The organism is Roseobacter sp. YIN89, assembly GCF_057219365.1.
Genome location: NZ_JBXVVD010000003.1, coordinates 176,862 through 201,657, shown reverse-complemented (window position 1 = coordinate 201,657; position 24,796 = coordinate 176,862). Strand labels below are relative to the sequence as shown.

The window sequence follows — 24,796 nt, the reverse complement described above, 5'->3', positions numbered from 1 at the left end:
GTGATAACGCGCACCTCCGACGAACGGTTCCCGAACGCTGCATTTGCATAATTTTTAATCGCATCGACGCCCAATTAGGCGTCAAATAATCTTTTAGCGACACCAAAATGTCGTTTTTTGACTTCTCCCACCAAGCGACCTAGGTTCTGCAGTGCAGCAGGCAAACAGGAGTCCACGTAATGACATCATCGGTTCGTACAGCCATCTTCCCAGTCGCAGGTATGGGGACACGGTTTTTGCCAGCAACCAAAGCAATGCCGAAAGAGCTTTTGCCAGTAATCGACACGCCGCTGATCCAATATGCCATCGATGAAGTGCAGGCTGCAGGCATTGAACGGATGGTCTTTGTCAGCCACCCGAGCAAATCCGCGATCGAACGGCATGTCATGGACGACGTGCGTTTGCGCCGGCAACTTCGCGACAAGGGCAAAGAGCGGATTGCCGCAAAGCTGAAAGAAGCTGCACTGTGCGAAGAAGAGGACGACGCGGTTTTCACGATGCAACACGAACCGCTCGGTCTGGGCCACGCTGTTTTATGTGCCAAAGAATTCGCTCTACCCGGCGCGGTGGCTGTTATCCTGCCGGATGATCTAATTATCGGCGGCAGCTGCATTGCCGAAATGATCGAGGCCTACAGCGCACAAGACGCCGGACATATGGTAGCGACTATGACGGTCGCACCGGAAGATACTAAAAAGTATGGCATTTTGGATGTCACCGGGCAATCCGGCAACCTGTTGACTGCGCGCGGCATGGTCGAAAAGCCCAGCACCGAAAATGCCCCCTCGCGCGAGGCCGTAGTCGGAAGATACGTGCTTGACGGATCTATTTTCTCTGACCTGTCCGCTCAAACACCCGGCGCTGGTGGCGAAATCCAACTGACCGACGCGATTGCCGCAAGCACGCCGCGCATTGGACTGAGCGGATGGCGTTTTTCCGGCACCCGTTTCGATTGCGGCTCCAAATCAGGAATGCTACGCGCGACGCTGAGTCTTGCGGCGGATGATCCCGAATATGCTGAGGTCATAGCTGAATTCGCAGGCGTCGCCCCACCCTCACGTGCTGCATGAACCTTGCCGCATAACATGTTGTAAGAGATTATATTTAGCATCCGCTCTAATGGCCTGTGAAAGCCATATAGATGCCCAATGCCCCTACCAGGACGAGGCTGATTGCCCAAACCCGATCAAGATTGAACCAGGTTTTGGACAGAAACTTTAGCCCCAGCCAGTGATAGATCACGACGGCGATGATCCCCCCCGCCATCGTCATGGCAGCAGTATGGGCAAAAGCAACAGCCAGTGCGATCGGCACATTGCCGCTCATCAGTGTTTCAGCAGCGGCATGCCCCCCCTCGTTCTCGCCTATGGCGCAGATACCCAAGTAGATCGGCACCAGCATCAACCCCGCCCCATGCGCGACTGCCGCCAGAAAGGACCAGAGCGCCAACCTTGCGGGGTGCACGCGCGCAAGATAGCGTGGGTGTCTGGGATTGATCAGCAGATACATCCCCATCGCCATAACCAGCAGACCTGCACCGATGCGGATGTGCTTTTCCCAATCCACCAGGAAAATCATAATGGAGAACGGCAATAGAATTGCCAACATCGCCAATAGATGCCCTGCCGACAATAGCCCCAACGCACGCCAAAGATCGCGGCGTTTTTGCGTCATCAGAGCCGCCGACACTGCAAGAGGCCACCCCATGCCGGGGTTTACACCATGATAGAAGCCCGAAAAAATGACGGCCCACCAAAGGGCCGTCACTGACAATGCATCGTCCATTCAGGTGTCAGACTGAAGGATAACAGAAACTGTCGGTGGAACAGTCTCCTCCCTCAAGCCGGATCTGGTGGCTGCGATACCCTTTAGGGAAATCGATGTAGAAATCGGGATCCAGAGCAAAGCTCCCGTCATCTCCAACGCGGGCCATTACCATCTGACCACCCTCATCGTTGGGGTAGAACTGGTCATCCCACGTTGAATAGAGAGAGTTGGTCCAATAGACCCGTTTGCCGTCACGGCTGACTTCGACCATTTGCGGACCGAAAGCAAAATCGCCACCGCTTGGGTGTTTTGTGTCGGCGACAATTCCGCCAATCTCCACCTTGCCAGCGAGAACAGGATTCATCGGGTCAGATACGTCATACTGGTGCATTTCGCCCAACCCCCAGCACGCCACGTAGAGGTATTTGTCATCCAGACTGAGATCGATGTCTGTTACCAGTGGCGGAACTGCCGAGAAGCCTTTTAGCAAGTCAGGCAGATCATCCGGATCAGCAGGAACCGGATCAATCGTGATGGTCTTTTTCGCCTGCCACTTGCCGTCGTCATCGCGCCACCACGTAAAGATAGAACCTTGCAGGTTGGTTGTGTCGACAACGACACCACAGAAACCATAGGATTTGGTCGGATCGTGCGCGGGGCGAATTTCCAGCGCCATCTGGTGGTTCTCTCCCAGATCGATGGTCTGGATATTCTTGCGCGCGCGCAAATCCCAGAAATGGATTTTGTGCCCGTACTTGTTGCTCAGCAGGTCCTCGGCGACGATGCCGTTTTCAAACTGTGGCGGCAGGGCCCATTCAGAACTGACCATGTAATCCTGTGGAAGGTTCCACCAAAAGTCATAGTGTTTGTCCTGCTCTCCGCGGTCTATTTCGTAACGCCCGACGATATCGAAGGTTTCACAGTCCAGAATGAATATCCCGGGAGGGCCATCGGTGCCATCTTCGCCGCCGCCGCCAAGGGTGGAAACGTAGATGCCTTCGGGTCCGCAGTGGATTGTGTGCGGACGCGAATACCCGGTTTTTTCAAAAATTTCCTCAGGTTCAATGACCTTGTGGATTTTGGCTTCCAAGGGTTCTTTTACGTCGATGATATACACGCGCGAAGACCGGATGCCCGGCACGATCAGGTATCGACGTTCGAGAAAAGCGTGACCAGACAATGGTGACAATGAAGATGAGCACGCGTTCCAGCCAAAGTGATGGAACTCATCGCCTTTGTTCGGCATGATTACCTGATGCACAATCTGCCCGTATTTGTCAGATTTCGGATTCAGGTCAATGACCGCAATGCCATCAGGTTGCGACGCATCGGGGCTCAGCATCACGGTGAATGCGTAGTTCTCGACCGGTGCTTGCATCGCAAGCTTTGGTGACGCGTGAAACGTCGGATCTGGCCTAAGGTTCATTTCTTTCCTCCTTGTTGAAACGAACACCGTGCAACGCGGAAATTACGGCACGGCCATCGGACACCGCTTTTGGACACTTGTGTACTGGTGCCATTTGGATTGTCCTGCAGTCATGCGCGCTCGTAATTGCCAGCCTGCCTGCAAAGAAGCAGCCATTTTGAGCCGGAAATTGGTATGGTCGAAACGGCGCATGAGCGGACGGTAGCATAGGGAAAACAATTTCCCTAATCCGAAATTCACCCTGAACAATTGCACCTGTATCGCAAAGAAAAAGCGTTTGGTCGGGCCAATCGCCGCAGTTTGTATACCATGGTAGACCTTTGTTGTATGACGCGATAGTGACAGGGCAACTGGCAAGAAAGGCACAGACATGACCGATAGCAATTCTCCTGACATCATCTACACAAAAGTCGACGAAGCGCCGCAGTTGGCCTCCGCTTCCTTGCTTCCGATCATTCGGCGTTTTGCCGCAGCCGCAGGGGTGTCGGTTGGCGAGAAAGACATTTCGCTGGCCGGGCGGATCATTGCCGCCTTCCCCGAAAAGCTGACCGACGCTCAGCGGCAACCGGATGACCTTGCTGCCTTGGGAAAACTGGTAAAAACACCGGAAGCGAACGTGATCAAGCTGCCGAACATCTCGGCCTCGGTGCCGCAGCTTGTTGCAGCAGTCAAGGAGTTGCAGGGACAAGGGTACGATCTGCCCGACTACCCGGAAAGCCCCTCCACCGACGAAGAAAAAGACGTGCGCGCGCGCTACGACGCGATCAAGGGCTCGGCGGTCAACCCTGTCTTGCGGGAAGGCAATTCCGACCGTCGCGCCGCCGCCGCCGTGAAAAAATTTGCCCAATCCAATCCGCATTCGATGGGCACATGGTCCTCTGACAGCAAAACCGTTGTCAGCACGATGGGCGCCAACGACTTCAGGTCGAATGAAACTTCCGTGACCCTGAGCGAAGCACAGGCAGGACCCGCCCGCATCGAGCACGTTGCAGCCGATGGCTCTGTTACAGTGCTGAAAGACGGCGTCGACTTCCCTGACGGTACGGTCGTGGATGCTACCTTTATGTCCGCGTCTGCGCTAAGCGCATTTTTGCTGGACCAGATCGCGGCAACGAAAGAAGCCGGGACACTATTTTCGCTGCACATGAAAGCGACGATGATGAAAGTGTCCGATCCGATTATCTTCGGACACGCGGTCAAAGCGTATCTCAAACCTGTTTTCGACGTATGGGGCGACGAAATGTCGGCGCTCGGTGTTAACCCGAATTCAGGGCTTGGTGACCTGCTTGATCGCGTTTCAGGCAATGCTGAAATCATGGCAGACATTGAAAAGACCATGGCCGAACGTCCGCCCATGTATATGGTCAATTCCGACAAGGGCATCTCGAACCTGCACGTTCCCTCGGACGTGATTATCGACGCCTCAATGCCTGCTTTGATCCGGGCTGGCGGCAAGGGCTGGGGCCCGGATGGAAAAGAAGCAGACAGCAACTGCGTCATTCCCGACAGCTCTTATGCGCCGGTTTATGAGGAATCGATCAACTACTTCAAGCAGACCGGTGCGCTCGACCCGACCACATCCGGCACTGTACAAAACATCGGCCTGATGGCGCAAAAGGCCGAAGAGTACGGCTCCCACCCGACAACCTTCGAGATGGAGTCCGCCGGCACGGTGCGCATGATCGCGGCGAATGGCGATGTATTGCACACGCATGAGGTCGAGGCCGGCGATATCTGGCGCTCCGCGTCAACACGCAAAGCACCGATTGAAGACTGGGCGCAACTGGCCATTGACCGTCAGCGCGCTGAAGGTTGTCAGGCGATTTTCTGGCTTGATGAAACACGGGCACACGACGCCGAGCTGATTGCATACGTAAAGCCGATCCTCGAAGCCAAGGGCGTGGCTGACAAGTTTCAGATCATGTCGCCGCGCGAGGCTACTCGCGTCACGCTCGAAACGATCCGCACAGGGGCAACGTCAATTGCCGTTACCGGCAACGTGCTGCGTGACTACCTGACGGATTTGTTTCCGATCCTCGAACTCGGCACATCGGCCAAAATGCTGTCCATCGTAAAGCTGATGCAAGGCGGAGGTCTGTTTGAAACTGGTGCCGGCGGATCGGCCCCCAAGCACGTCCAGCAGCTGATGGAAGAGAACCATTTGCGCTGGGATAGCCTTGGCGAGTTCTGTGCGCTTGGCGAAAGCCTGAAATTCCTTGCGGATGCACGCGGCAACGAGAAAGCGCGCGTTCTGGGCAAGGCCGTTGATGCCGCGACCCAAGGGGTTCTGGATAATGACCGCTCCCCCAGCCGTCGTGTCGGACAGCCCGACAATCGCGACAGCCATTACTATTTTGCGCTCTATTGGGCTCAGGCACTGGCCGAGCAAACAGACGACGCCGAGTTGGCTGCGTATTTTGCCCCGATTGCCAAAGCGCTGGCCGAAAACGAGGATAAGGTTGTCGCCGACTTTGCCGCAGTACAGGGCAGCCCGGTGGACACAGGTGGCTATTACCACACCAATGACGACAAGACGGCTCAGGTCATGCGGCCCTCCCAGACGCTGAATGACATCATCGACTAAGCGGCTTCCCGGCGCGGCAACAGGCTGCGCCGGGTCTCTTTCCGGTATCAGGCAAAAAGCTTCGTGAACGGCCCCACGCATTGCCGGAAACCAGATTCAAAGTCACCGTTGCCGGGGTGATAAACACTTTCCAGTGAAATCGCCCCATCGTACCCGTCGGACTTTAGAGCCTGCGCAATATCCTCGTAGGATTTGGCCAGTTGCCCTTCGCCCAAAGGCGTAACGGTCAGCGTGGCACGCGGCGTATCAACAATGACGTCCTTGATATGGATATGTCCAAGGTAGCCACCGCGCAGCACATCGTACCCGTCCGGCCATGCGACTTCGTGGCACCAGCAGTTGTTGGCCGGATCCCACAAAACCTTCAGCACGTCCAGCGCATCCAGATCATCGATCAGTTTGCGCGCCGTGTAGCTTGAATTCACCATTGTCCCGTTACCGGTTTCGACAACAAGCGTTATGCCGGCATCACGTGCAACGTCCAACGCCGGCGCGATCAGCGTCAGCGCCTTGTCCCATGCGCCATGCGCCACGTTCCATTTTTCAGCACCGTTGTGCCCCCACAATATCTGCTCTTTTTTTGAGGTCATGATCCTCACCAAGGGTGCGCCTACGACATGGGCCATATCGATCACCCGGCGCAATGCCTCCATGTGTGTTCGGTGCTGCGCATCTCCGGGCTGGTTGCTTCCTGTGAGACCCGCAAAGATGTGGCGCGAGAGGCATGAGACCGGCTTACCTCGGGCCCGAAGCAAATGATCCATATCACGGATTTCCTGCGCCGTGTGATCCCCGACCTCTTTGTCACCAACAAATTGCAGCTCTGCATGCGTGAGCGAAAACGCGTCCATGACGTCAATCGCATGCGCGAGATCCCGGCTGATGCCGTCACAGATAACACCCAGCTTCATGACGGCTTGACCCGGTGAAGTTGCGCGCCAACGATTTCTTCGATCACGCGCGTGCACACCCAGTTATCGCCATCCGGATACTTGCTGCGCCCGGCATGAAAAATCTGCATGGCCGCAGCGGCGGTGTGCAGGGGCACGCCGAGCTGCTCGCCCAAGTTCATCGAAATCGTCAGATCTTTGTGCATCGTATTGATGTGACTGCCGGTTCCCTCGAACTGCCGGTCGATGATCTTTTCCAGCGCGTTGTTCACCACGCCGCACCCTGCAGAGGATGTCGAGAACACGTCCAGCAGCACCTGCCCCGGCACCCCAGCTTTGGCCGCGAGCGCAGCCGCTTCGAAAGTTGCGGAGAATTGCGCACCGATAAGCGATTGCAGGCAGGCCTTGACGGTCTGACCCGCGCCCGGCGTGCTGCCGACGCGATGAATATTCGCCGAAACGGCCTGCATTACCGGTGCATACTGATCAAGAATTGCATCAGGTGCTGCCGCCATCATGGTCAGCGTGCCGGATTGCGCGCCGGGGTACCCGCCAGAAACAGGCGTATCGATCAGCGCAATGCCGCTCTCAGCCATCTCAGCGCCAATCGCTTCTGCCTCATGCGGCTTGATTGTAGCGGTAAGAAGAATTGCCGCGCCGGGTTTCATATTTGCGACAAGACCGTCGGGGCCCAAAATGACGCTACGCGCTTCGGCCCCAGTCATGACCATGACAAAAACCGCATCGGCAAAGGTGCCAACTGCTGCGGTACTTTGTGCGGGTTGCCCTCCCATCGCCTCAAAGGCTGCCATCCTGTCAGATTTTATGTCCCGCCCTGTGACTTGGAAACCGGCGGCCAAAAGGTTCTTAGCCAAACCGCTTCCCATGTCGCCGATGCCGATCACGCCTGCTTTCATCATTTTCAATATATCCTCCCTTGTCGCACCAGTGCGTCCTCACATTGCGCGTCTTGCGCAGTTGCCATGGTGGGGTTTCACGCGTCGCGGTGCATGCGACGTCGGGCGCGTCCAAAAGACACCCTCTGCCCGGTTACGTATACCCAGCCTAGCGCCCACGAAGCGCAGGCGGCAATCTCTAAATTGCGATATCAGCTTTCGTAGCGGGTGGATCCGCGCCGGTTCGCATCTAGCGGCAAGTTCACGTGCAACGGTTCATGCGCCCGTTCCGAGCAGGCTTGCCGCGGGCAAATATGACAGTTGATCCCAATTTTCGCGATGGCAGTACTGTCATCGAGGTTAAACGGGTTGGCGTATCCGATATCGCGCACATGCGAGCGTTCACAACCAAGGGTCACGACAAGCTTGCGATCCGGCGAATGGCGGCTGAATACAGGGCGATCAGTGGTCCGGCTGATGGTAAAAAACTGTCCTGCATCCGGCAGCTCGACGAACTGAGGCACGATCCTGCCTGGGACCGAAAACGCCCCGTGAATATTCCATACCGGGCATGCGCCCCCCTGCTCTGCCAAGGTAAAAGAGGTCGCATTAAAACGCTTGGTCACATTGCCCGACTTGTCGATGCGCAAAAAGAAGAACGGCACCCCTTGAGCGCCCTTGCGCTGCAAAGTGGTCAGACGCTGGGCCGCCTGTTCAAATGAGACGCCGAAACTGAGCGCAATGCGGTCGATGTCATATGCGCTCGCGCGGGCGCTGGCGAGAATCCGGTCATAGGGCATCAAGAATGCAGCGGCGAAATAATTCGCCAGTTCTACACGACAGCGCGCCATGCCCGCTTCAGAGGAAATTTCGGCGTCCGCCACAAGCGCTTCGAGCAGGCTACCGCAGCTCACCAGGCCCAGAACGTGCGCGAGCTGAAAGTTTCGGTTGATCTGGTCAAGCGCTTCAGACAATCGCACCCGGCATGCGTCTGCATCGAAAATGCGCAGTGTTTCAGGCATCTCTTCCAAGGCGACAACCTCTGCGTCGATGCCGTAGGCATTTTTCAGATGACGTTTGAGACTACCATAAATGTCGTCTTGGGTACCACCAACAGCGGCGCGCCCGGCTTCGGCAGCCTGTTCCAGCGCGTCAAAATAGTTCGAGTGGTTGCGAAAATAATCGTAGATTGCCGTTTCCGGTGACTTGGCGAGCATATCTACCGACGCACCCGCATGCGTTATATTGCGCAAATTTTCACGCAATTTGCCGTGGTGCTGGTATAGCTGGAGAAACAAATCAACGAGCTTTGGTGCATGATCGGCGGCCCCGCGAAGTTCATGCAGGTCAGGTATATCGCTGGAAAAGATCGGATCGCGCACAGCGCTTCGCAGATCGGCAAGCTGGGTTATCTCGCTGTCCTTAACCAAGCTACGCCAGTCAACTCCGTAACTTTCCGTCAATGCCATCAAGACTTTAACCGACAAGCTGCGCTGATTGTTTTCCAGCAGGTTCACATAAGCGGGCGATACTCCCAGCTGACGCGCCATTTCCACCTGCGTGTGGTTAAACGAGTTGCGCAGTTGCCTTAGCTGAGGACCGATAAGTGTTTTCTCCATGTTTACAAATTTACAAATATTTTTTCTGTAAAAGCAACAATTAACACGCATACCCTAATTTTCGTGAAATTTTATTACTCCTGCCCTAGCTGTTCGGTCAGGTTGTGAGGGTGTGTGCGCCATCCGGCAACAATTATACGGGTTTTTCTGCCCGATGTTCCTAGGGAGGATGCTACATGACTAACAACTTTACACGCCGGGTCGCTTTGGGCCTCGCAGCAACCGCAGCCATGATGACAGCGTTGCCCGCAGTCGCGGGTGACTGGAAACCGACTAAACCGGTGGAAATGGTCATTATGGCCGGCCAAGGCGGCGGCGCAGATCGTTTGGCCCGTCTTTTCCAGTCGATCATTCAAAAGGAAAAGCTGGCGAATATGCCTGTCATGCCAATCAACAAAGGCGGTGGTTCTGGTGCCGAGGCACTGCGTTACCTGAAGGACAAAGAGGGCGAGAACCATGTGATCATGGCAACGCTGAACAGCTATTATACCACACCATTGCGCACTGACATTGGCGTCGACATCGAGGAATTTACCCCTGTGGCCCGGATGGCATTGGACACATTTGTACTTTGGGTGAACGCAGACAGTGACATCAAGACACTGGACGATTACGTCGAAGCGGTAAAAGCGTCAGGCGGCACGTGGAAAATGGGCGGAACAGGCACCGGTCAGGAAGACAGCCTCGTCACATCCATGCTTGAGAACGAGTTCGGCATTCAGGTGACATATGTGCCCTTCAAAGGGGGCGGAGACGTGGCCAAGAATCTCGTCGGCGGTCACATCGACAGTTCGGTGAACAACCCGTCCGAAGCACTCGGGTTTTACAATGCTGGAAAAGTTCGCCCCATTGCGGCCTTCACACCCGAGCGGATCGAAGTTTTCCCTGATACACCCACAATGGGCGAACTGGGTCACGATCTGGTCTACTGGATGCAGCGTTCGTTTGTGGCACCAAAGGGCATGGCTCCGGAAGCGGTGGCTTATTACACCGAGATGTTCGAAAAGCTGAACGCATCGGAAGAGTGGCAGACGTACACGCAGGAAAAGGCGCTCATGGCCGACTTCCTCACAGGGGACGAACTGCAGACATATTTCCTTGACGAACGCGCCAAGCACGCGGACCTGCTGGGATCGTCCAACGAAGGGTCCTGATCTTACAGATCGGTCATGAAACAGCGTGGGGCGTGCCAATCGCCCTGCGTGCATGAATTTCCTTTAAGTGAGAGACGGGCAATGCTGACTGCAGATCGTGTGATCGCGGCATCCATCATGCTGATGTCGTTGTATTTTATGTGGCACGCCATGGCGCTGCCAATCGGATGGAACGGTATGACCGGCGGACCTGGCGGGGGTGCTTTCCCATTCTGGCTCTCGGCGATCATGTTCTGTGCCGCTGGTGCCATCTTGTGGCGCAGCTGTCGCGGGCCGCACACGGAGCAAGGGCCGTTTTTTGACCCCGAAACCATACGTTCTGTCCTGAGCGTGTCGATCGCGGTTGTGGCCACCATCGCGATGATCCCTTTGCTTGGCGCGTATATCGCGCTGCCGTTGTTTTTGGTGTGGTACTTGCGCATATTCGGTGGGCACAGCTGGACGCTGACCGCCTCGTTGGTCATCGCGACACCTGTATTTGTCTTTTTCTTTTTCGAAGTCACGCTGAAGATCCTGCTGCCAAAAGGCGTGACCGAGGCGCTCTTCATCCCGCTTTACGCGGCATTTTTCTAAGGGACGTCGTCGATGGATCTGATTGCACATCTCTCGGACGGCTTTGCGACCTCGCTGTCCCCTCTCAACCTTATGATCGTCATTCTGGGTGTGACTGCCGGCCTGTTTATCGGCGCGATGCCGGGACTTGGTTCTGTCAACGGTGTTGCCATCGTCCTGCCGATGACATTTATCGTACCTCCTTCCTCCGCCATTATCCTGCTGGCAGCAATCTACTACGGGGCGATGTATGGCGGTGCGATCAGTTCGATCCTTCTTGGCATACCCGGCGCTTCGACAGCCGTCGCAACCACGTTTGACGGCAGACCGATGGCGCAACAGGGCAAGGCCGGCCTTGCATTGATTGCTGCAGCGACCGCCTCCTTTGTGGGGGGGACTGTCTCCGTCATTCTGTTCACCCTGTTTGCAGTACCTCTTGCGGATATCGCTCTGGCTTTCGGGCCGGCGGAAGAGTTTGCGCTGGTCTTGCTTGCCTTCACGACTTTTGTAGGTCTCGGCGGGGACGACGTTCTCAAAACGATCATCATGATTTGTCTTGGTCTGGCCCTGTCGACGGTTGGGCTCGACCTGATCTCGGGTCAACCGCGCCTGATCTTCTTCGATCAACCTGGTTTTTACTCTGGCATAAGCTTTTTGGTACTCGCGATCGGAATCTACGGTATCGGGGAGATACTGCACACCATTGAAACGTCCAAAAGCGCGCCCTCAATCACCCCTGCCAAACTGACCATCAAGGAACTGTGGCTGGGCCTGAAAGAGGTTAGCAAACTTTGGAAAACGCTGTCCTTCGGGTCGTTTATCGGGTTTTTCGTTGGGATGCTGCCGGCTGCTGGCGCAACACCCGCCGCGCTGATGTCGTATGGCCTGTCAAAACTGATGTCGAAAAATCCCGAAACCTTTGGCAAGGGCAATATTGAAGGGGTGGCATCGCCCGAAACTGCAAACAATGCAGCATCAACCGGATCTTTGCTGCCAATGCTGACCTTGGGTATTCCGGGCTCCCCGACGACGGCCCTTTTGCTTGGTGGGATGGTAATGTGGGGATTGGTCCCCGGCCCGATGCTGTTTATCGAACAGCCGGATTTCGTCTGGGGATTGATCTCTTCGCTCTACACGGCAAATGTCGCGGCGGTACTTATCAATCTGGCACTGATCCCGATCTTTGTTTGGGCTTTGCGCATGCCGTTTACCGTCTTATGCGCCCTTGTTATCGTCCTTTGCATCGTTGGCGGCTATGCGCCGAGCCAGAAGATGCACGATGTGTGGCTAATCGCAGGCTTTGGCGTCGTCGGATATCTTTTGCGGAAAGCCGACTACCCGATGGCACCGCTGGTTCTGGCGCTCGTTCTGGGCCCGTTGATGGAAAAAAGCTTCCGTCAGACGCTTATCGCGGAGCAAGGAGACGTTATGGCATTTGTCGAACGGCCATTGTCCGCTACCTTTATCGGCATAAGCGTGGTGTTTTTCTTGATGCCACTGATGAAATACCTCAAGAAACCGGCGCGCGGCCCCGAGCTTCGCGAACCGGCCGAATAAATAACCAAGGACACGATCCATGCATACGAAGGTTTCCGACCTGCTTGCCGCGCACGACGCCGAGGCAATCGCCTTTGGCGCGCCGGGCGCTGAATTTCTTACATATGGCGGCCTGCGCAGCCTGACAGAAGAAGTGCGCAGCGCGCTGAACAGTTTCGGGGTCGGACGCGGGGATCGGGTGGCGATCGTCCTCCCAAACGGGCCTCAGATGGCCGCAGCATTTGTGACCATTGCACAAGTTGCGACCACGGCACCGCTCAACCCGGCGTACCGCGAGGAAGAATATGACTTTTACCTCGGAGACTTGAAGGCAAAAGCGCTTGTTGTGAAAGAAGGCGATGACGGGCCTGCTGTCGCTGCAGCGCAAAAGGCAGGTATCGCGCTGATCCGTCTGTCTGTTCCGGAAGGGTCAGCAGCGGGATATTTTACGCTGAGCAGCGATACACAGGGGACAGCAGACACAACTGCACCGACTGCCGATGACGTCGCCCTCATCCTGCATACATCGGGTACGACTTCTCGCCCCAAGATCGTGCCTTTGTTGCAATCAAACGTCGCGGCATCTGCTGAGCATATTCGTGTGTCGTTGGACCTGACACCGGCGGACCGCTGTATGAACGTTATGCCGCTCTTTCACATTCACGGGCTGGTGGCCGCGGTTTCTGCGTCTTTGGCCGCGGGCGCATCAGTTTGGTGCGCACCGGGATTTGACGCGATGAAGTTCTTCGGCTGGATGAAAGAGGCGCGACCCACTTGGTACACCGCTGTGCCAACCATGCATCAGGCGATCCTGACCCGCGCCAGTCGTAACGCCGACACGATCAAGGAGGTACCGCTGCGGTTCCTGCGGTCTTCATCGGCATCGCTGCCTGCCGTCGTCATGGAAGCATTGAGCGAGACCTTTAGTGCGCCGGTGGTCGAAGGCTACGGGATGACCGAGGCTGCGCACCAGATGGCATCGAACCCGCTACCGCCGCGTGCTCAGAAACCTGGTGCAGTTGGCGTTGAAGCGGGGCCAAAAGTGCGCATCGCACATGAAATCGAAGACCGCCTGGTTGAAGGTACGGGCGAAGTGGTGATTTCCGGGCCAAATGTAACCCCCGGTTACGAAGGCAACCCGGAGGCCAACGCCAAGAGTTTCTTTGAGGCGGATGGAGCCCGCTGGTTCAGGACCGGCGATCAGGGTGCCTTTGATGACGAAGGGTACTTGCGGCTGACAGGGCGGTTGAAGGAAATCATCAACCGTGGTGGCGAAAAGATTAGCCCGCTCGAAGTGGATGACGTTTTGCTGGATCATCCGGCGGTCGCGCAGGTGGTTACGTTTGCACTGCCACACCCGAAACTGGGCGAGGAAGTGGCCGCGGCTGTTGTGTTGAAATCCGAAGCTACCGAGCGTGAAATCCGCGAATTCGCCGCAACGCGCGTCGCCGATTTCAAAGTGCCGCGCAAAATAATCATTCTTGACGAAATTCCCAAAGGAGCCACCGGCAAGATGCAGCGGATTGGCATGGCGGAAAAGCTGGGCCTTGTAGAAACGGCCTGACCGCTGGGCCCAGCCCCCTCCCTGACTGCCCCTTGCGTACAAAAGCAACGGGCGATGCAATATACATGACCCGTCGGAACGACAGGTATTGAAGGACGACCAGCATGAAGATCTGTATTTTTGGCGCAGGCGCTATTGGCGGCTACATGGGCGTGAAACTGGCGCAGGCAGGCGCAGACGTCAGCCTTGTGGCCCGCGGCCCACATCTGGCTGCCATGAAAGCAAACGGGCTCACACTGATTGAGGAAGGCGAGAGGCACACAGTAGCTGTCACAGCCTCTGACGATCCCTCCGATCTTGGCGTGCAGGACTACGTCATCGTCACGCTGAAAGCGCATTCTGTGCCGCCCGTGGTGTCAAAGATGCAGCCACTTATCGGGCCAGACACTACGATCGTCAGCGGCGTAAACGGTGTGCCGTGGTGGTACTTCCACAAGCTTAATGGTCCCCTCGAAGGAACACGACTGGAAACGGTCGATCCGGGCCATGCGCAATGGAATGGTTTTGGCCCGGACCGTGTTCTTGGCTGCGTCGTCTACCCTGCCGCCGAAGTTTCAGAACCCGGCGTCATCAAGCATATCGAGGGCAACCGGTTTTCACTGGGAGAGCCAGACGGTTCAAAATCAGAACGGGCCATGGCACTTTCAAAGGCGTTGGGGGCAGCCGGACTAAAAGCGCCGGTGCGCCCAAGGTTACGCGATGAAATTTGGGTCAAACTCTGGGGGAACCTATCGTTCAACCCGATCTCGTCCCTCACCACTGCCACGTTGGACGTGCTGTGCACGGATCCCGGCACACGGGCGGTTGCCCGCAATATGATGGTCGAAGCACAGACAGTTGCCGAAAGACTCGGTGTGAAGTTTCCGATTGATGTCGACCGGCGCATTGATGGTGGCGCGGCAGTGGGCGCGCACCGTACTTCGATGCTGCAAGACCTCGAAGCAGGCCGCCCAATGGAGATCGACGCGCTTTTGGGGTCGGTTCAGGAACTGGGGGTTTTGACGGAAACCGCAACACCAACAATCGATACCGTCTTGGCCCTGACCAAGTTGCGCGCGCGGGTTGCAGGTCTTTACGACGGCTGACACCGATCCGGCACGAAAAAAGCGCAGCACTTCTCAGCGCTGCGCTTTGTCTTTTCATTAATGCTCGTTACGCCATATCGAACCGGTCAAGATCCATCACTTTCGACCATGCGGCGACAAAATCCGTGACAAATTTCGACGATGCGTCGGACGCGCCATAGACTTCGGAAATTGCCCGCAACTGAGAGTTCGAGCCAAAGAGCAGATCGACAGCCGTCGCGGTGCCTTTGATCGCGCCACTGCTCAGATCACGCCCTTCATACACGCCGTTACCAGTCGCTTTCCATTCAGTCTGCTGATCCAGCAGATTGACGAAAAACTCGTTGGTCAGCGTGCCCGGTGCGTCCGTAAATACGCCGTGTGCACTTCCATCTGCATTCGCGCCGAGCGCGCGCATGCCACCGACAAGAACCGTCAATTCAGGCGCGGTCAGTGTCATCAAGCAGGCTTTCTCGATCAACATTTCAGGTGCCGAGCGTGCCTGCCCTTCCGCGTGATAATTGCGGAAACCGTCCGAACGCGGCTCGAGCACGTCAAAGCTGTCTGCATCGGTTTGTTCTTCCGTCGCATCCGTGCGACCCGGCGTGAAAGGCACCGTTAGGTCGTGGCCTGCCGCTTTCGCCGCTGCTTCAACCGCCGCGGTGCCGCCCAACACGATGACATCGGCCAGAGAGACTTTCTTGCCCCCCGACTGCGCATCGTTGAACGCTGTTTGCACCGCTTCGAGTTTCGACAAGGCATCTGCAAGCTGGGATGGCTGATTGACTTCCCAGTCCTTCTGAGGTGCCAAACGGATGCGTGCACCGTTTGCGCCGCCGCGCATATCCGTACCGCGATAGGTCGCCGCCGAAGCCCAAGCCGTTGTGACCAGTTGCGCAACTGACAACCCGCACCCAAGCAGTTTGCTTTTCAGCTCGGCAATGTCAGCATCATCAACAAGAGCGTGATCGACCGCTGGCACAGGATCTTGCCAGATAAACGCCTCTGCCGGAACTTCCGCGCCAAGACCGCGCACGTGCGGGCCCATGTCGCGGTGTGTCAGCTTGTACCACGCTTTGGCAAAAGCGTCGGCAAACTCTGCCGGGTTTTCGTAAAACCGCTTTGAGATGTCGTGATAGATCGGGTCCATCTTGAGCGCGAGGTCAGACGTGAACATCACCGGTGCGTGGCGTTTGTTTGGATCATGGGCATCCGGTACTGTGCCATCCGCTTCAGCGTTGACAGGTTTCCACTGCGTTGCACCTGCCGGGCTTTTGGTCTTTTCCCAATCGTAATTGAACAGGTTTTCGAAGTAGTTGTTGTCCCAGGCGATCGGGTTGGTCGTCCACGCGCCTTCCAGACCGGATGTAATGGTGTGGACACCCTTGCCGCTCTCATATGTGCTGAGCCACCCGCGGCCCATGGCTTCCAGTCCTTCACCTTCGGGCTCCGGACCTACGTATTTCTCCGGATCAGCAGCACCGTGGCCCTTGCCGAAAGTATGCCCACCCGCGATGAGTGCGACGGTTTCTTCGTCGTTCATTGCCATACGGCCAAAGGTTTCGCGAATATCACGCGCAGACGCCAGAGGGTCGGGTGTGCCGTTGGGACCTTCTGGGTTTACATAAATGAGACCCATCTGGACGGCGCCCAAGTGACCTTCCAACTCACGATCGCCGCTATAACGTTCATCTGCCAGCCATTCACCCTCAGGGCCCCAGTAGATGTCTTCTTCGGGTTCCCAGATGTCGGCGCGACCTCCGGCAAAACCAGCTGTTTCGAAACCCATGGATTCCAGCGCGACGTTACCGGTCAACACCAAGAGGTCCGCCCATGAAATCTTGCGACCGTATTTCTGTTTGATCGGCCACAGCAACTGACGCGCTTTATCAAGGTTCGCGTTGTCCGGCCAGCTGTTCAGCGGCGCAAAGCGTTGCGAACCGGAACCCGCGCCGCCACGCCCGTCACCGATCCGGTAGGTGCCGGCAGCATGCCACGCCATCCGAATGAAGAAAGGGCCATAGTGACCATAATCGGCTGGCCACCAATCCTGGCTGTCTGTCATCAGCGCATGCAGGTCCTGCTTGAGCGCTTTCAGATCCAGCGTTTTGAATTCTTCACGGTAATCGAAATCTTCGCCCATGGGGTCGGCCATTGGCGAGTTCTGCGCGAGGACTTTCAGGTTAAGCTGATTGGGCCACCAGCGCTGGTTGGCGCTTGTCCCAACCGAACCATGAGGTTGTGCGCCATGCATCACTGGGCATTTGCTTTGGTTTTCAACGTCGTTTCCGTCCATGGGTTTCTCCGATAAGCGTGAGGTGAATAACTGTGAGGATTTGCAGCGATGGCGGGCTTGCGCACGGACCCTTTCCAACTGAAGCATTTGGTATCGACTGCGGCGTGAGACGGCCATCAGACGCTCGAATGTGCAGTTCCTCCCGAGCAAGGTTGGCCAATAACGGACACTGGCCCTCTCCTGTTTCTAGAATTGTTCTAACTGATTCGAGCAATTAGTTTTAGTTGTATTTTCTGATTGAAACGATAGTTTTTTCTTATGACCAATATCACCTTGAAACAGCTTCGTTATGTCGATGCGCTGGCGCGGCATGGTCACTTTGGACAAGCTGCTGAGGCCAGTGCAATATCTCAACCCGCACTATCTATGCAGATCAAAGAATTGGAGGCTTCCTTGGGCCTGCGCCTGTTTGAGCGCAGCGCGCGTCAGGTCAGGCCGACAGCGTTCGGCGAAGCTTTTGTGGTGCGGACAAGGGAGATTTTGCGATCAGTTGACGAGTTGCAGGAATTGGCAACAACGGCACGCGACGGCGTGATGGGCCGGTTGCGCCTTGGCGTGATCCCGACCATCGCCCCATATCTGCTGCCGGCGCTGATCGGCGGCTTGGCCCAAAAGTACCCCGGGCTTGATTTGCACGTGCGAGAAACGCTGACAGAGAAGCTGATCGCGGAGTTAAAGGATGGACGGCTCGACGCGGCGATCGTCGCTTTGCCCGTATCGGAAAGCAGCCTCAAAGAGGTGGCGCTTTTTGATGAGACCTTTGTACTGGTTCGCCCACGGGCGGACGCAGACAAGCCGGTACCTGACCCCGATGCCTTGCGCGAAATGCGGTTACTTTTGCTTGAAGAGGGGCATTGTTTTCGCGATCAAGCGCTCAGTTTTTGTGACATCCGTGCATCCCTGCCAGCCGAAGGTCTCGAAGGCAGTTCTCTATCTACACTGGTGCAAATGGTAAGTGCCGGCATCGGCGTGACACTGATCCCCCAAATGGCAGTTCCGGTTGAAACACGCTCCGCCGACGTTGACGTCGCAAAATTTAGTGGCGTCCAGCCGCGCCGCACAATTGGCATGATCTGGCGCAATTCCAGCGTCATGGGCGCACAGCTGACCGAGGTGTCTGATCTGGTGCGACAAACCGCGACAGCCCCCGCAAACTGAACGTCAGGACATGCCCAGCGCTTCTTTGTACATTTCCAGAACGGCTTCTTCTTCAGCGATCTCGTCTGCGTCCCGTTTGCGCAACGCAATTACCTTGCGCAGCACCTTGGTGTCGTATCCGCGCGCCTTGGCTTCTGCCATGACTTCTTTTTGTTGCTCGGCGATGTCTTTTTTCTCTGCATCCAAACGCTCAATACGTTCAACGAACTGACGCAACTCGCCCGAGGTGGCGCGATAGGTGGCATCGCCTTCTGCTTGGACGGTTTCGGTCATGTCTGTATCGGTCATGCGGGCATCCCTTTGCGCGAGTATGGTGGTACACGCCGCCTGCCTACCTTTCCCAACTTGCCGCTGCAAGCGGCTTTGCATGCGCGGTTCTACTTCTGCCGGAGCAAATGCTGCACGTGCTTGAGCTTGCAAAAGATCCCTGCATTCAGTAGCCCACAGTCACTGTAACGGAGCATACCATGAGCATTTTTGATCTGTTGATCTGGAGCGGTGTATTCTTGTCGCTTGCAGGCCTTGCGGGGCTGATCTGGTGCATTGTCTTCGTCGCGCGTGCGCGCAAACAGGCGCAATCAGACGATGAACTGAAGGCCACGCTGCAAAAGGCCTTGCCGCTCAACCTGGGCGCCTTGTTTTTGTCGGTAATCGGCTTGATGCTCGTGGTTCTGGGGATTTTCTTTGGCTGACCGGTGCACCATCCCGGGCCACATTTGACGAGGGGTAGATCATGCACGACTGGTTGCTTGGTTTGGCAGGAGGATTGATGATCGGAACGGCAGGCGCGATTTTCCTGTTGGGAAACGGGCGCATCATGGGCGCAAGTGGCTTGCTCGGCGGCTTGTTGGAAAGGCACGCTTCATTTCGCGGTGAAAGACTGGCGTTTCTGGCGGGTCTTATTGGCACCCCGGCGTTGATTTTGGCGCTCTTTGATCTGGAGCTTTCAACGCGGGCCACTCAGAACCTGCCGTTGCTTATTGCAGCCGGCCTTCTGGTCGGGTTTGGTACGCGTCTGGGTAACGGCTGCACCTCCGGGCATGGGGTTTGCGGCATTTCACGTCTCAGCGTTCGTGGCATCGTCGCAACCTGCACTTTCATCGCGGTCGGTGTTGGAACTGTTGCCGTGCTGCGTGCCACCGGAGGGATGGGATAATGCGGTTTGTGATTGCCCTTATCACAGGGGCGTTTTTTGGTGTGGGACTGATCGTGTCCGGCATGACCGACACGCAAAAGGTGCAAGGTTTTCTGGACATATTTGGCGCATGGGATCCGACGCTTGCCTTTGTCATGGGCGGTGCACTGGTCCCGATGGCAATAGCGTGGCGAATGACCGCCCGTCGCACGCCACTGTGTGGCGGCGAGTTTCCAGCAGCACCAGAAGCGCGCATTGACCCTTCTTTGGTCGGCGGCGCTGCTATATTCGGTGCAGGATGGGGTTTGGCCGGCCTGTGCCCCGGCCCTGCCCTCGCATCCCTGAGCTTCGGAGGCGTTTCGGGCATCGTGTTCTTGGTCGCGATGCTGGCTGGCATGTGGTGTGCCGCACCGGTTCGTCGGCGACTAGACAGGCCAGCGGTGGTATCGTAACTCTGCGCTATGGATATCCGCCAGATCACACCCCGCTTTTTTGCCGCCCCGCAGATCTCGCCGCAGGACATGCCTGTGCTTGCCGAAGAGGGGTTCGTTCGCGTTTTGTGTAACCGACCGGATATGGAGGTACCACCAAGCCACCAAGCCGCCGCGATGGAAGTGGCCGCACAAGAAGCTGGTATTGAATTTTTCGTAATGCCGCTCACCCATCAGAGCATGACACCCGAGATCATCGCGCAAAACAAAGCCATAATAGACGGGTGCGACGGCAAGGTTCTGGCCTATTGTGCCTCAGGCACCCGCACGACGATCGCTTGGGCACTAGGGTCTGCAACCGAGATGGATGCCGACGAAATTATTGCGGCCGCGCGCGCAGGTGGTTACGAGCTTGAAGGTCTGCGTCCAACCCTCCAAGCGAACGCAAAACGCTAACTAATAAAGACCGTCAGGCGATATTTAGCTTTGGCAGGTCATCCAGCGCTGGGAATTCTTCATCAAGGTCCGGAAGATCCGGTATGTCGGACAAATCTGGCAAGTCAGGCAGGTCTTCCAAGGCCGTAACTGCGGCATCGGAATCATCAAAACCCGGCAGGTCTGGCAAATCCGGTACGTCCTCGACGGACGGTTCGTCAAGAGACAGTGGAGTGGTGGTTTCAAGCGCGATCTCTGGGCTGGAGGGTACAGGCAGGTCGGACGCATCAGCGCCGGTGTCGTTTAGCGATACAGCGTGCGCGCCCACGACCCCCTGCAGCATTAGAGCACGGACGCCATCTATCTGCCCCATGGCCCCCTTCGCGATCTTGCGATGCTCGTTTGTCAACAATTCCACTTCATCAAAGGCTTCTGCGTGGACGGGAATTGTGACACCAACCGCAAGTGACGTGATCTGAGAAATCGGCATTGTGAAGCGGCACAGCACGGCGGTCAGTTCAGTTTCGAGGGCAAGGACGGTTTTTGCCAAATTGCGCGGATGCGGTGCTTCCTCATCATTTTTGGGGTCATCTGAGACTTCAGGCCGTGCCTCAGGCTCTGGTAAAATGAGGGTCATTGTTGATTGTGAAATGCCCGCAGCGATATCAACCGTCAACCGGAGTACGTGGTATTCGGGCGCGTCTAGTGCCAACGCGAAAAGACGCGCGTTTTCGCAGTGTGCGCCAAAGGCAAAAGGCGCAAGCAAACGACGGTCATCTTCCTCTTCAAGCAAGCTGTTTGCAGTTTTGAACAGTTGATCGAGAAGCGGGGCACAAAGTGCCGCATCGGTGGCCGTCAGGCGGCGCTCACTCTCTTGGGCGGCAAACACCTTGCCCATCGTTTGTTGCTGCACCAATGCCTGTACCAACGCCGCATCGATAATTGCGCCGCCAATTGACCCATGCGGGCCATCTAGCAAAACCAGCAAAGGCCCATCTTCTACCTGCTGTGAAACACCATCGCCTGACCATGTTTCCCTCGAAACACCGATGACTGCCAAAGCCAGATCAAACAAGTCATCCGCGACCTTTGCCAGACCAATGCGCAGCGATTTTGGAACGGTCATGGACCGGGCCTGACGCTCCTCATTTCCTGCCCGCGCTTTGCGCTGCAACACTGACATCGATTAATCCCATACAGACGCCTTGCGTCAAAATACGCCAAGCCCGTGCGTGATCAGAAATAATCAGGAATGGTTACCATAGCCTTTAAGCGATCAAGGTTGTTCCAAGGGCTCGCTTACTGGGCAGCCAACGCCGCAACCTGCGGCACCACAACACGAAAGCCGGTTCCCTCGACATCAGCAAGATAGCTGATGTCTCCGCCCAAACGGTGCATGATCTCGCGACAAATCGCTAGTCCGAGACCAGCCCCGTTGCTGTCCTGGCTTCCGATGCGGCTGAATTTCTCAAACATCAAGTCCCGTTTGTCCGCAGGGATCCCAGCCCCATTGTCTATGAAGTCAATCGCGACCACACCATCCATTTGCGTTACTTTGATCTGTAATTTGGGCGATTCAGCCGCGCAGTATTTCTGCGCGTTGGTGATCAGGTTGATAAATACCTGCGCCAGTCGGTCGAGGTCTGTATTGAGCGTGATCGTCTCTGAAAGATGCCGCCTTACAATCTTGATCGGCTTCGAAGAACTCGCCTGCGCCGTGGCAGTCGATTGATCCAGCAACTCATTCAGGCTCCCTGTCTGGATGTTCAAGGTGACCTGACCGTTTTCAAGCACGCTGAGATCCAAAAGATCATTCAACAGCCGGGTCAAGCGGATGGCTTCAGAGTGGATGATGTTTGCGTATTTGGTCTTTTCAATCGTCCCGATACCTTCACCATCTCGCAGAATTTCCGAGAACGCCCGGATCGATGTCATGGGCGTGCGTAATTCATGGCTAATCTGACTGAGAAAGGCGTCTTTTTGCGCACTAAGCTGCATTAACTTGGTATTGGCCTCGCGTAGCTGTGCCGCGGTCTGGCTGAGCTCTCGCGATTTTTCCTCCAATTGGTTGGAATACTCCAGCATCTGCGCCGACTCGTCCGCCACCGCCAGCAAATCCTGCACCGAAACCGCCGTACCTCCGACAATCTGGCTGATCATTGCATGGGCAGTGGCAGCACCGACAGCTGCCGCCAGTTCGCGTTCGAGTAATTGCAAAAAGTCCGGAGTGGGTTCGGGCAAATGCCCAGACATCCCTTGCGCACGCGCTTGCCCGGCAAACAATGCGCGCGCTTCGGACGAACCCAAGATCCGTTGCGCCATGATCATCAGGTCTTCGCTTTCGGCAACCGACGCGTTCCAGCCGCGGCGTTGTGCGGAATGATCAAAAACGTTGACGAATTGTGCCCCCTGCAAACGTTCCAGCGGGTTTGGAAAAGAAAACAAGGACACGACAATAAAGGCCGTTGTGTTCAACAAAAGGCTCCAAAACACAGCGTGCACCATAGGGTCGAGGCCATCGATGCCAAACAACGCCTGCGGCCTGAGCCAGCCAAGCCCCCAAAGACCGCTGTCAAACGTCGACTGACTGAGCACCGCATCAGGCCCGAAACTGGGCAGAAGCATTGTGAACACCCACAACAGAAAGCCGACCGCAAGTCCGGACAACGCGCCAAGCCGCGTCGCACCACGCCAGAAAATGCCGCCAAGCATCGCGGGCAGGAACTGCGCAACACCCGCAAAGGATATCAACCCGATTGCGGCAAGGGCGCTGGAACCACCGGAAACCTGATAATAAACGTAGCCCAACCCGATGATACCGAGGATCGACAACCGCCGCGACAGGATAACAACGTCGCGCACGTCGCCCGACTGGCTGGCCCCGCCCTGCCGCAGATAGAGAAATACTGGCATTACCATGTGGTTCGACACCATTGTCGACAATGCCAGCGTCGCGACGATCACCATGGATGTTGCCGAAGAAAAGCCGCCAAGAAAACTGAGCATGGCCAAGCCATCCCGCCCCTGACTAAGCGGCAAGCTGAGCACGAACAAATCCGGGTTGGAACCTTCGGGCAGAACTTCCAAGCCGATGACCGCAATCGGGACGACGAAAAGGCTCATCAACATCAGGTAAAGCGGAAAAGCCCATGAAGCGACGCGCAGGTGGTTTTCGTCATCGTTTTCTACCACCATCACCTGAAACATTCGCGGCAGGCATAAGAAGGCGGCAGCCGACAAGAAGGTCAGCGTCGCCCAGCGACTGCCATCGGTATTCCACTCCCCAAGGTCGGAGGCGTCAATGCGCGCCATGGTCTCGGGCAGACCACCCGCTATGCCCCAGACGACGAAGATGCCGACAGCCAAAAGCGCTACGAGTTTGACCACGGCTTCTGCCGCGACCGCGATGACAACACCGTGGTGGCGTTCGTTAACGTTAAGATTTCGCGTGCCGAAAAGCACAGTAAAGATCGCCAAACCCATGGCGATCCACAGACCACTCAGGCCGGTGTCGGCGTCAGGCACCGAAGTGCCCTGCTCTGCCGCGGCAAAGATAGCCAAGGACAGACTGACAGATTGCAGTTGCAGCGCGATGTAAGGTGTGACGCCGATCACAGCCATTAGTGTCACCACGATCGCAAGAGTGTTTGACTTGCCGAAACGAGACGAGATCAGATCCGCAATCGATGTTACCTTATGGCTGCGCCCGATCCTGACCAGACGCCGCAAAATCCACCACCATCCAAGAATGACGAGACTGGGGCCCAGGTAGATGGTCACATACTCCAACCCCGAACGGGCCGCATTGCCCACCGCTCCATAAAAAGTCCATGCCGTGCAATAGATCGACAGAGAAAGCGTGTAGACCAAAGGTGAACGCAACAACCATTGAGCCCGCCCCTGCACGCCCGCCCGTTCAGCCGCAAAAGCAATGGCGAACAGCAAAACCACGTAGCACAGACAAACGGCAATCAGTGCGTTGAGTGCGGTCACGGCTGGCGGTCCGTATCGGCGCTGTCAGAGGTCTGAGGTGTCTGATCTGCAGGTGTTGCCAGCGACCGCACCAGCCAGGCTGACAAAATAATCAGCAGCACCCATATACCGAAGATAAAAAACACCGCTCGGGACATCGGGACTGATGCGCTCTGCCCCGCATCACCATGCGGCCACAGAACAGGCACCATCCAAAGCCCTGCCCCCAGAAAAGCAATGAGCTTGACCGCATCCATCATACGTCGGCGCCGGTACGTGCCTCTTTCGAGAAACAGGGGGCCCTGCGCGTCTGCCAT

At 56.4% G+C, this 24,796-nt stretch carries 22 protein-coding genes; 12 read left to right on the top strand and 10 right to left on the bottom strand.

Translation table 11 applies throughout. The features are described from left to right. Positions 1-179: 179 nt before the first annotated feature. Entirely contained in the window at positions 180-1,070 is an 891-nt protein-coding gene (locus AC2D8V_RS13370) for a UTP--glucose-1-phosphate uridylyltransferase (RefSeq protein ID WP_484734073.1), read from the top strand. Positions 1,071-1,116: 46 nt separating this feature from the next. Here the strand turns inward: AC2D8V_RS13370 and AC2D8V_RS13365 are convergent, their stop codons facing one another. Together AC2D8V_RS13365 and AC2D8V_RS13360 are read right to left on the bottom strand one after the other, a co-directional pair. Beyond that, on the bottom strand, positions 1,117-1,785 hold the full coding sequence (locus AC2D8V_RS13365) for a hypothetical protein (protein ID WP_484734072.1): 669 nt from the start codon (positions 1,783-1,785) through the stop codon (positions 1,117-1,119). Positions 1,786-1,792: 7 nt separating this feature from the next. After that, a complete protein-coding gene (locus tag AC2D8V_RS13360; RefSeq protein ID WP_484734071.1) occupies positions 1,793-3,193 on the bottom strand; it encodes a selenium-binding protein SBP56-related protein in 1,401 nt (466 codons plus the stop codon). Positions 3,194-3,563: 370 nt separating this feature from the next. Here AC2D8V_RS13360 and AC2D8V_RS13355 point away from each other — a divergent pair, with 370 nt between their 5' ends. Beyond that, the gene (locus AC2D8V_RS13355; protein ID WP_484734070.1) at positions 3,564-5,777 is read left to right on the top strand and encodes an NADP-dependent isocitrate dehydrogenase; all 2,214 of its coding nucleotides are present in this window, start codon (positions 3,564-3,566) and stop codon (positions 5,775-5,777) included. Between the two features lie 47 nt (positions 5,778-5,824). On the opposite strand, the gene AC2D8V_RS13350 is transcribed toward AC2D8V_RS13355, so the two are convergent. From AC2D8V_RS13350 to AC2D8V_RS13340, 3 genes are all read right to left on the bottom strand, one after another. After that, entirely contained in the window at positions 5,825-6,688 is an 864-nt protein-coding gene (locus AC2D8V_RS13350) for a sugar phosphate isomerase/epimerase family protein (protein WP_484734069.1), read from the bottom strand. After that, positions 6,685-7,587, bottom strand: a complete 903-nt coding sequence (locus tag AC2D8V_RS13345; protein WP_484734558.1) for an NAD(P)-dependent oxidoreductase — start codon at positions 7,585-7,587, stop codon at positions 6,685-6,687. The genes AC2D8V_RS13350 and AC2D8V_RS13345 overlap by 4 nt, the downstream gene beginning before the upstream one ends. 188 nt (positions 7,588-7,775) lie before the next feature. After that, positions 7,776-9,182, bottom strand: a complete 1,407-nt coding sequence (locus tag AC2D8V_RS13340) for a helix-turn-helix domain-containing protein (RefSeq protein WP_484734068.1) — start codon at positions 9,180-9,182, stop codon at positions 7,776-7,778. Positions 9,183-9,358: 176 nt separating this feature from the next. On the opposite strand from AC2D8V_RS13340, the gene AC2D8V_RS13335 reads away from it, so the two are divergent. The 5 genes from AC2D8V_RS13335 (at position 9,359) to AC2D8V_RS13315 (ending at position 15,073) form a co-directional block, all read left to right on the top strand. Then, positions 9,359-10,336 (top strand): tripartite tricarboxylate transporter substrate binding protein, encoded by a 978-nt coding sequence (locus AC2D8V_RS13335; RefSeq protein WP_484734067.1) that lies wholly within the window; start codon positions 9,359-9,361, stop codon positions 10,334-10,336. A gap of 81 nt (positions 10,337-10,417) precedes the next feature. Then, the gene (locus tag AC2D8V_RS13330) at positions 10,418-10,909 is read left to right on the top strand and encodes a tripartite tricarboxylate transporter TctB family protein (protein WP_484734066.1); all 492 of its coding nucleotides are present in this window, start codon (positions 10,418-10,420) and stop codon (positions 10,907-10,909) included. Between the two features lie 12 nt (positions 10,910-10,921). Continuing rightward, a complete protein-coding gene (locus AC2D8V_RS13325) occupies positions 10,922-12,445 on the top strand; it encodes a tripartite tricarboxylate transporter permease (RefSeq protein WP_484734065.1) in 1,524 nt (507 codons plus the stop codon). A 19-nt stretch (positions 12,446-12,464) separates the two neighbouring features. Next, the gene (locus AC2D8V_RS13320) at positions 12,465-13,988 is read left to right on the top strand and encodes an acyl--CoA ligase (protein ID WP_484734064.1); all 1,524 of its coding nucleotides are present in this window, start codon (positions 12,465-12,467) and stop codon (positions 13,986-13,988) included. Positions 13,989-14,092: 104 nt separating this feature from the next. Next, positions 14,093-15,073, top strand: a complete 981-nt coding sequence (locus tag AC2D8V_RS13315) for a 2-dehydropantoate 2-reductase (RefSeq protein WP_484734063.1) — start codon at positions 14,093-14,095, stop codon at positions 15,071-15,073. 67 nt (positions 15,074-15,140) lie between these two features. Here AC2D8V_RS13315 and katG read toward each other — a convergent pair whose 3' ends face one another. After that, complete coding sequence (gene katG / locus AC2D8V_RS13310; RefSeq protein WP_484734062.1) at positions 15,141-17,348, bottom strand: catalase/peroxidase HPI; 2,208 nt, start codon at positions 17,346-17,348, stop codon at positions 15,141-15,143. A 258-nt stretch (positions 17,349-17,606) separates the two neighbouring features. Between katG and AC2D8V_RS13305 the strand changes: the two genes are divergently transcribed. Beyond that, positions 17,607-18,506 carry a hydrogen peroxide-inducible genes activator gene (locus AC2D8V_RS13305; protein WP_484734061.1) on the top strand — a complete coding sequence of 300 codons (900 nt, stop codon included), beginning with the start codon at positions 17,607-17,609 and terminating at the stop codon, positions 18,504-18,506. A 3-nt stretch (positions 18,507-18,509) separates the two neighbouring features. Here the strand turns inward: AC2D8V_RS13305 and AC2D8V_RS13300 are convergent, their stop codons facing one another. After that, positions 18,510-18,794, bottom strand: a complete 285-nt coding sequence (locus AC2D8V_RS13300; RefSeq protein ID WP_484734060.1) for a DUF2312 domain-containing protein — start codon at positions 18,792-18,794, stop codon at positions 18,510-18,512. A gap of 179 nt (positions 18,795-18,973) precedes the next feature. Between AC2D8V_RS13300 and AC2D8V_RS13295 the strand changes: the two genes are divergently transcribed. From AC2D8V_RS13295 to AC2D8V_RS13280, 4 genes are read left to right on the top strand one after another with little or no spacing between them, the layout of a single operon-like run. Beyond that, entirely contained in the window at positions 18,974-19,198 is a 225-nt protein-coding gene (locus AC2D8V_RS13295; protein WP_484734059.1) for a hypothetical protein, read from the top strand. Between the two features lie 41 nt (positions 19,199-19,239). Continuing rightward, positions 19,240-19,662: a YeeE/YedE family protein gene (locus AC2D8V_RS13290; protein ID WP_484734058.1), complete on the top strand. Its 423-nt coding sequence runs from the start codon at positions 19,240-19,242 to the stop codon at positions 19,660-19,662. Beyond that, positions 19,662-20,093 carry a DUF6691 family protein gene (locus tag AC2D8V_RS13285; RefSeq protein ID WP_484734057.1) on the top strand — a complete coding sequence of 144 codons (432 nt, stop codon included), beginning with the start codon at positions 19,662-19,664 and terminating at the stop codon, positions 20,091-20,093. Before AC2D8V_RS13290 ends, AC2D8V_RS13285 begins: the two co-directional genes overlap by 1 nt. A gap of 9 nt (positions 20,094-20,102) precedes the next feature. Beyond that, positions 20,103-20,528 carry a protein tyrosine phosphatase family protein gene (locus AC2D8V_RS13280; RefSeq protein WP_484734056.1) on the top strand — a complete coding sequence of 142 codons (426 nt, stop codon included), beginning with the start codon at positions 20,103-20,105 and terminating at the stop codon, positions 20,526-20,528. A gap of 13 nt (positions 20,529-20,541) precedes the next feature. Here AC2D8V_RS13280 and AC2D8V_RS13275 read toward each other — a convergent pair whose 3' ends face one another. The 3 genes from AC2D8V_RS13275 to AC2D8V_RS13265 all read right to left on the bottom strand — a co-directional run bounded on the left by AC2D8V_RS13275 (position 20,542) and on the right by AC2D8V_RS13265 (position 24,796). After that, positions 20,542-21,690 carry a FliM/FliN family flagellar motor switch protein gene (locus tag AC2D8V_RS13275; protein ID WP_484734055.1) on the bottom strand — a complete coding sequence of 383 codons (1,149 nt, stop codon included), beginning with the start codon at positions 21,688-21,690 and terminating at the stop codon, positions 20,542-20,544. Positions 21,691-21,806: 116 nt separating this feature from the next. Beyond that, positions 21,807-24,500: an ATP-binding protein gene (locus tag AC2D8V_RS13270; RefSeq protein WP_484734054.1), complete on the bottom strand. Its 2,694-nt coding sequence runs from the start codon at positions 24,498-24,500 to the stop codon at positions 21,807-21,809. Further along, positions 24,497-24,796 (bottom strand): hypothetical protein, encoded by a 300-nt coding sequence (locus tag AC2D8V_RS13265; RefSeq protein ID WP_484734053.1) that lies wholly within the window; start codon positions 24,794-24,796, stop codon positions 24,497-24,499. The genes AC2D8V_RS13270 and AC2D8V_RS13265 overlap by 4 nt, the downstream gene beginning before the upstream one ends.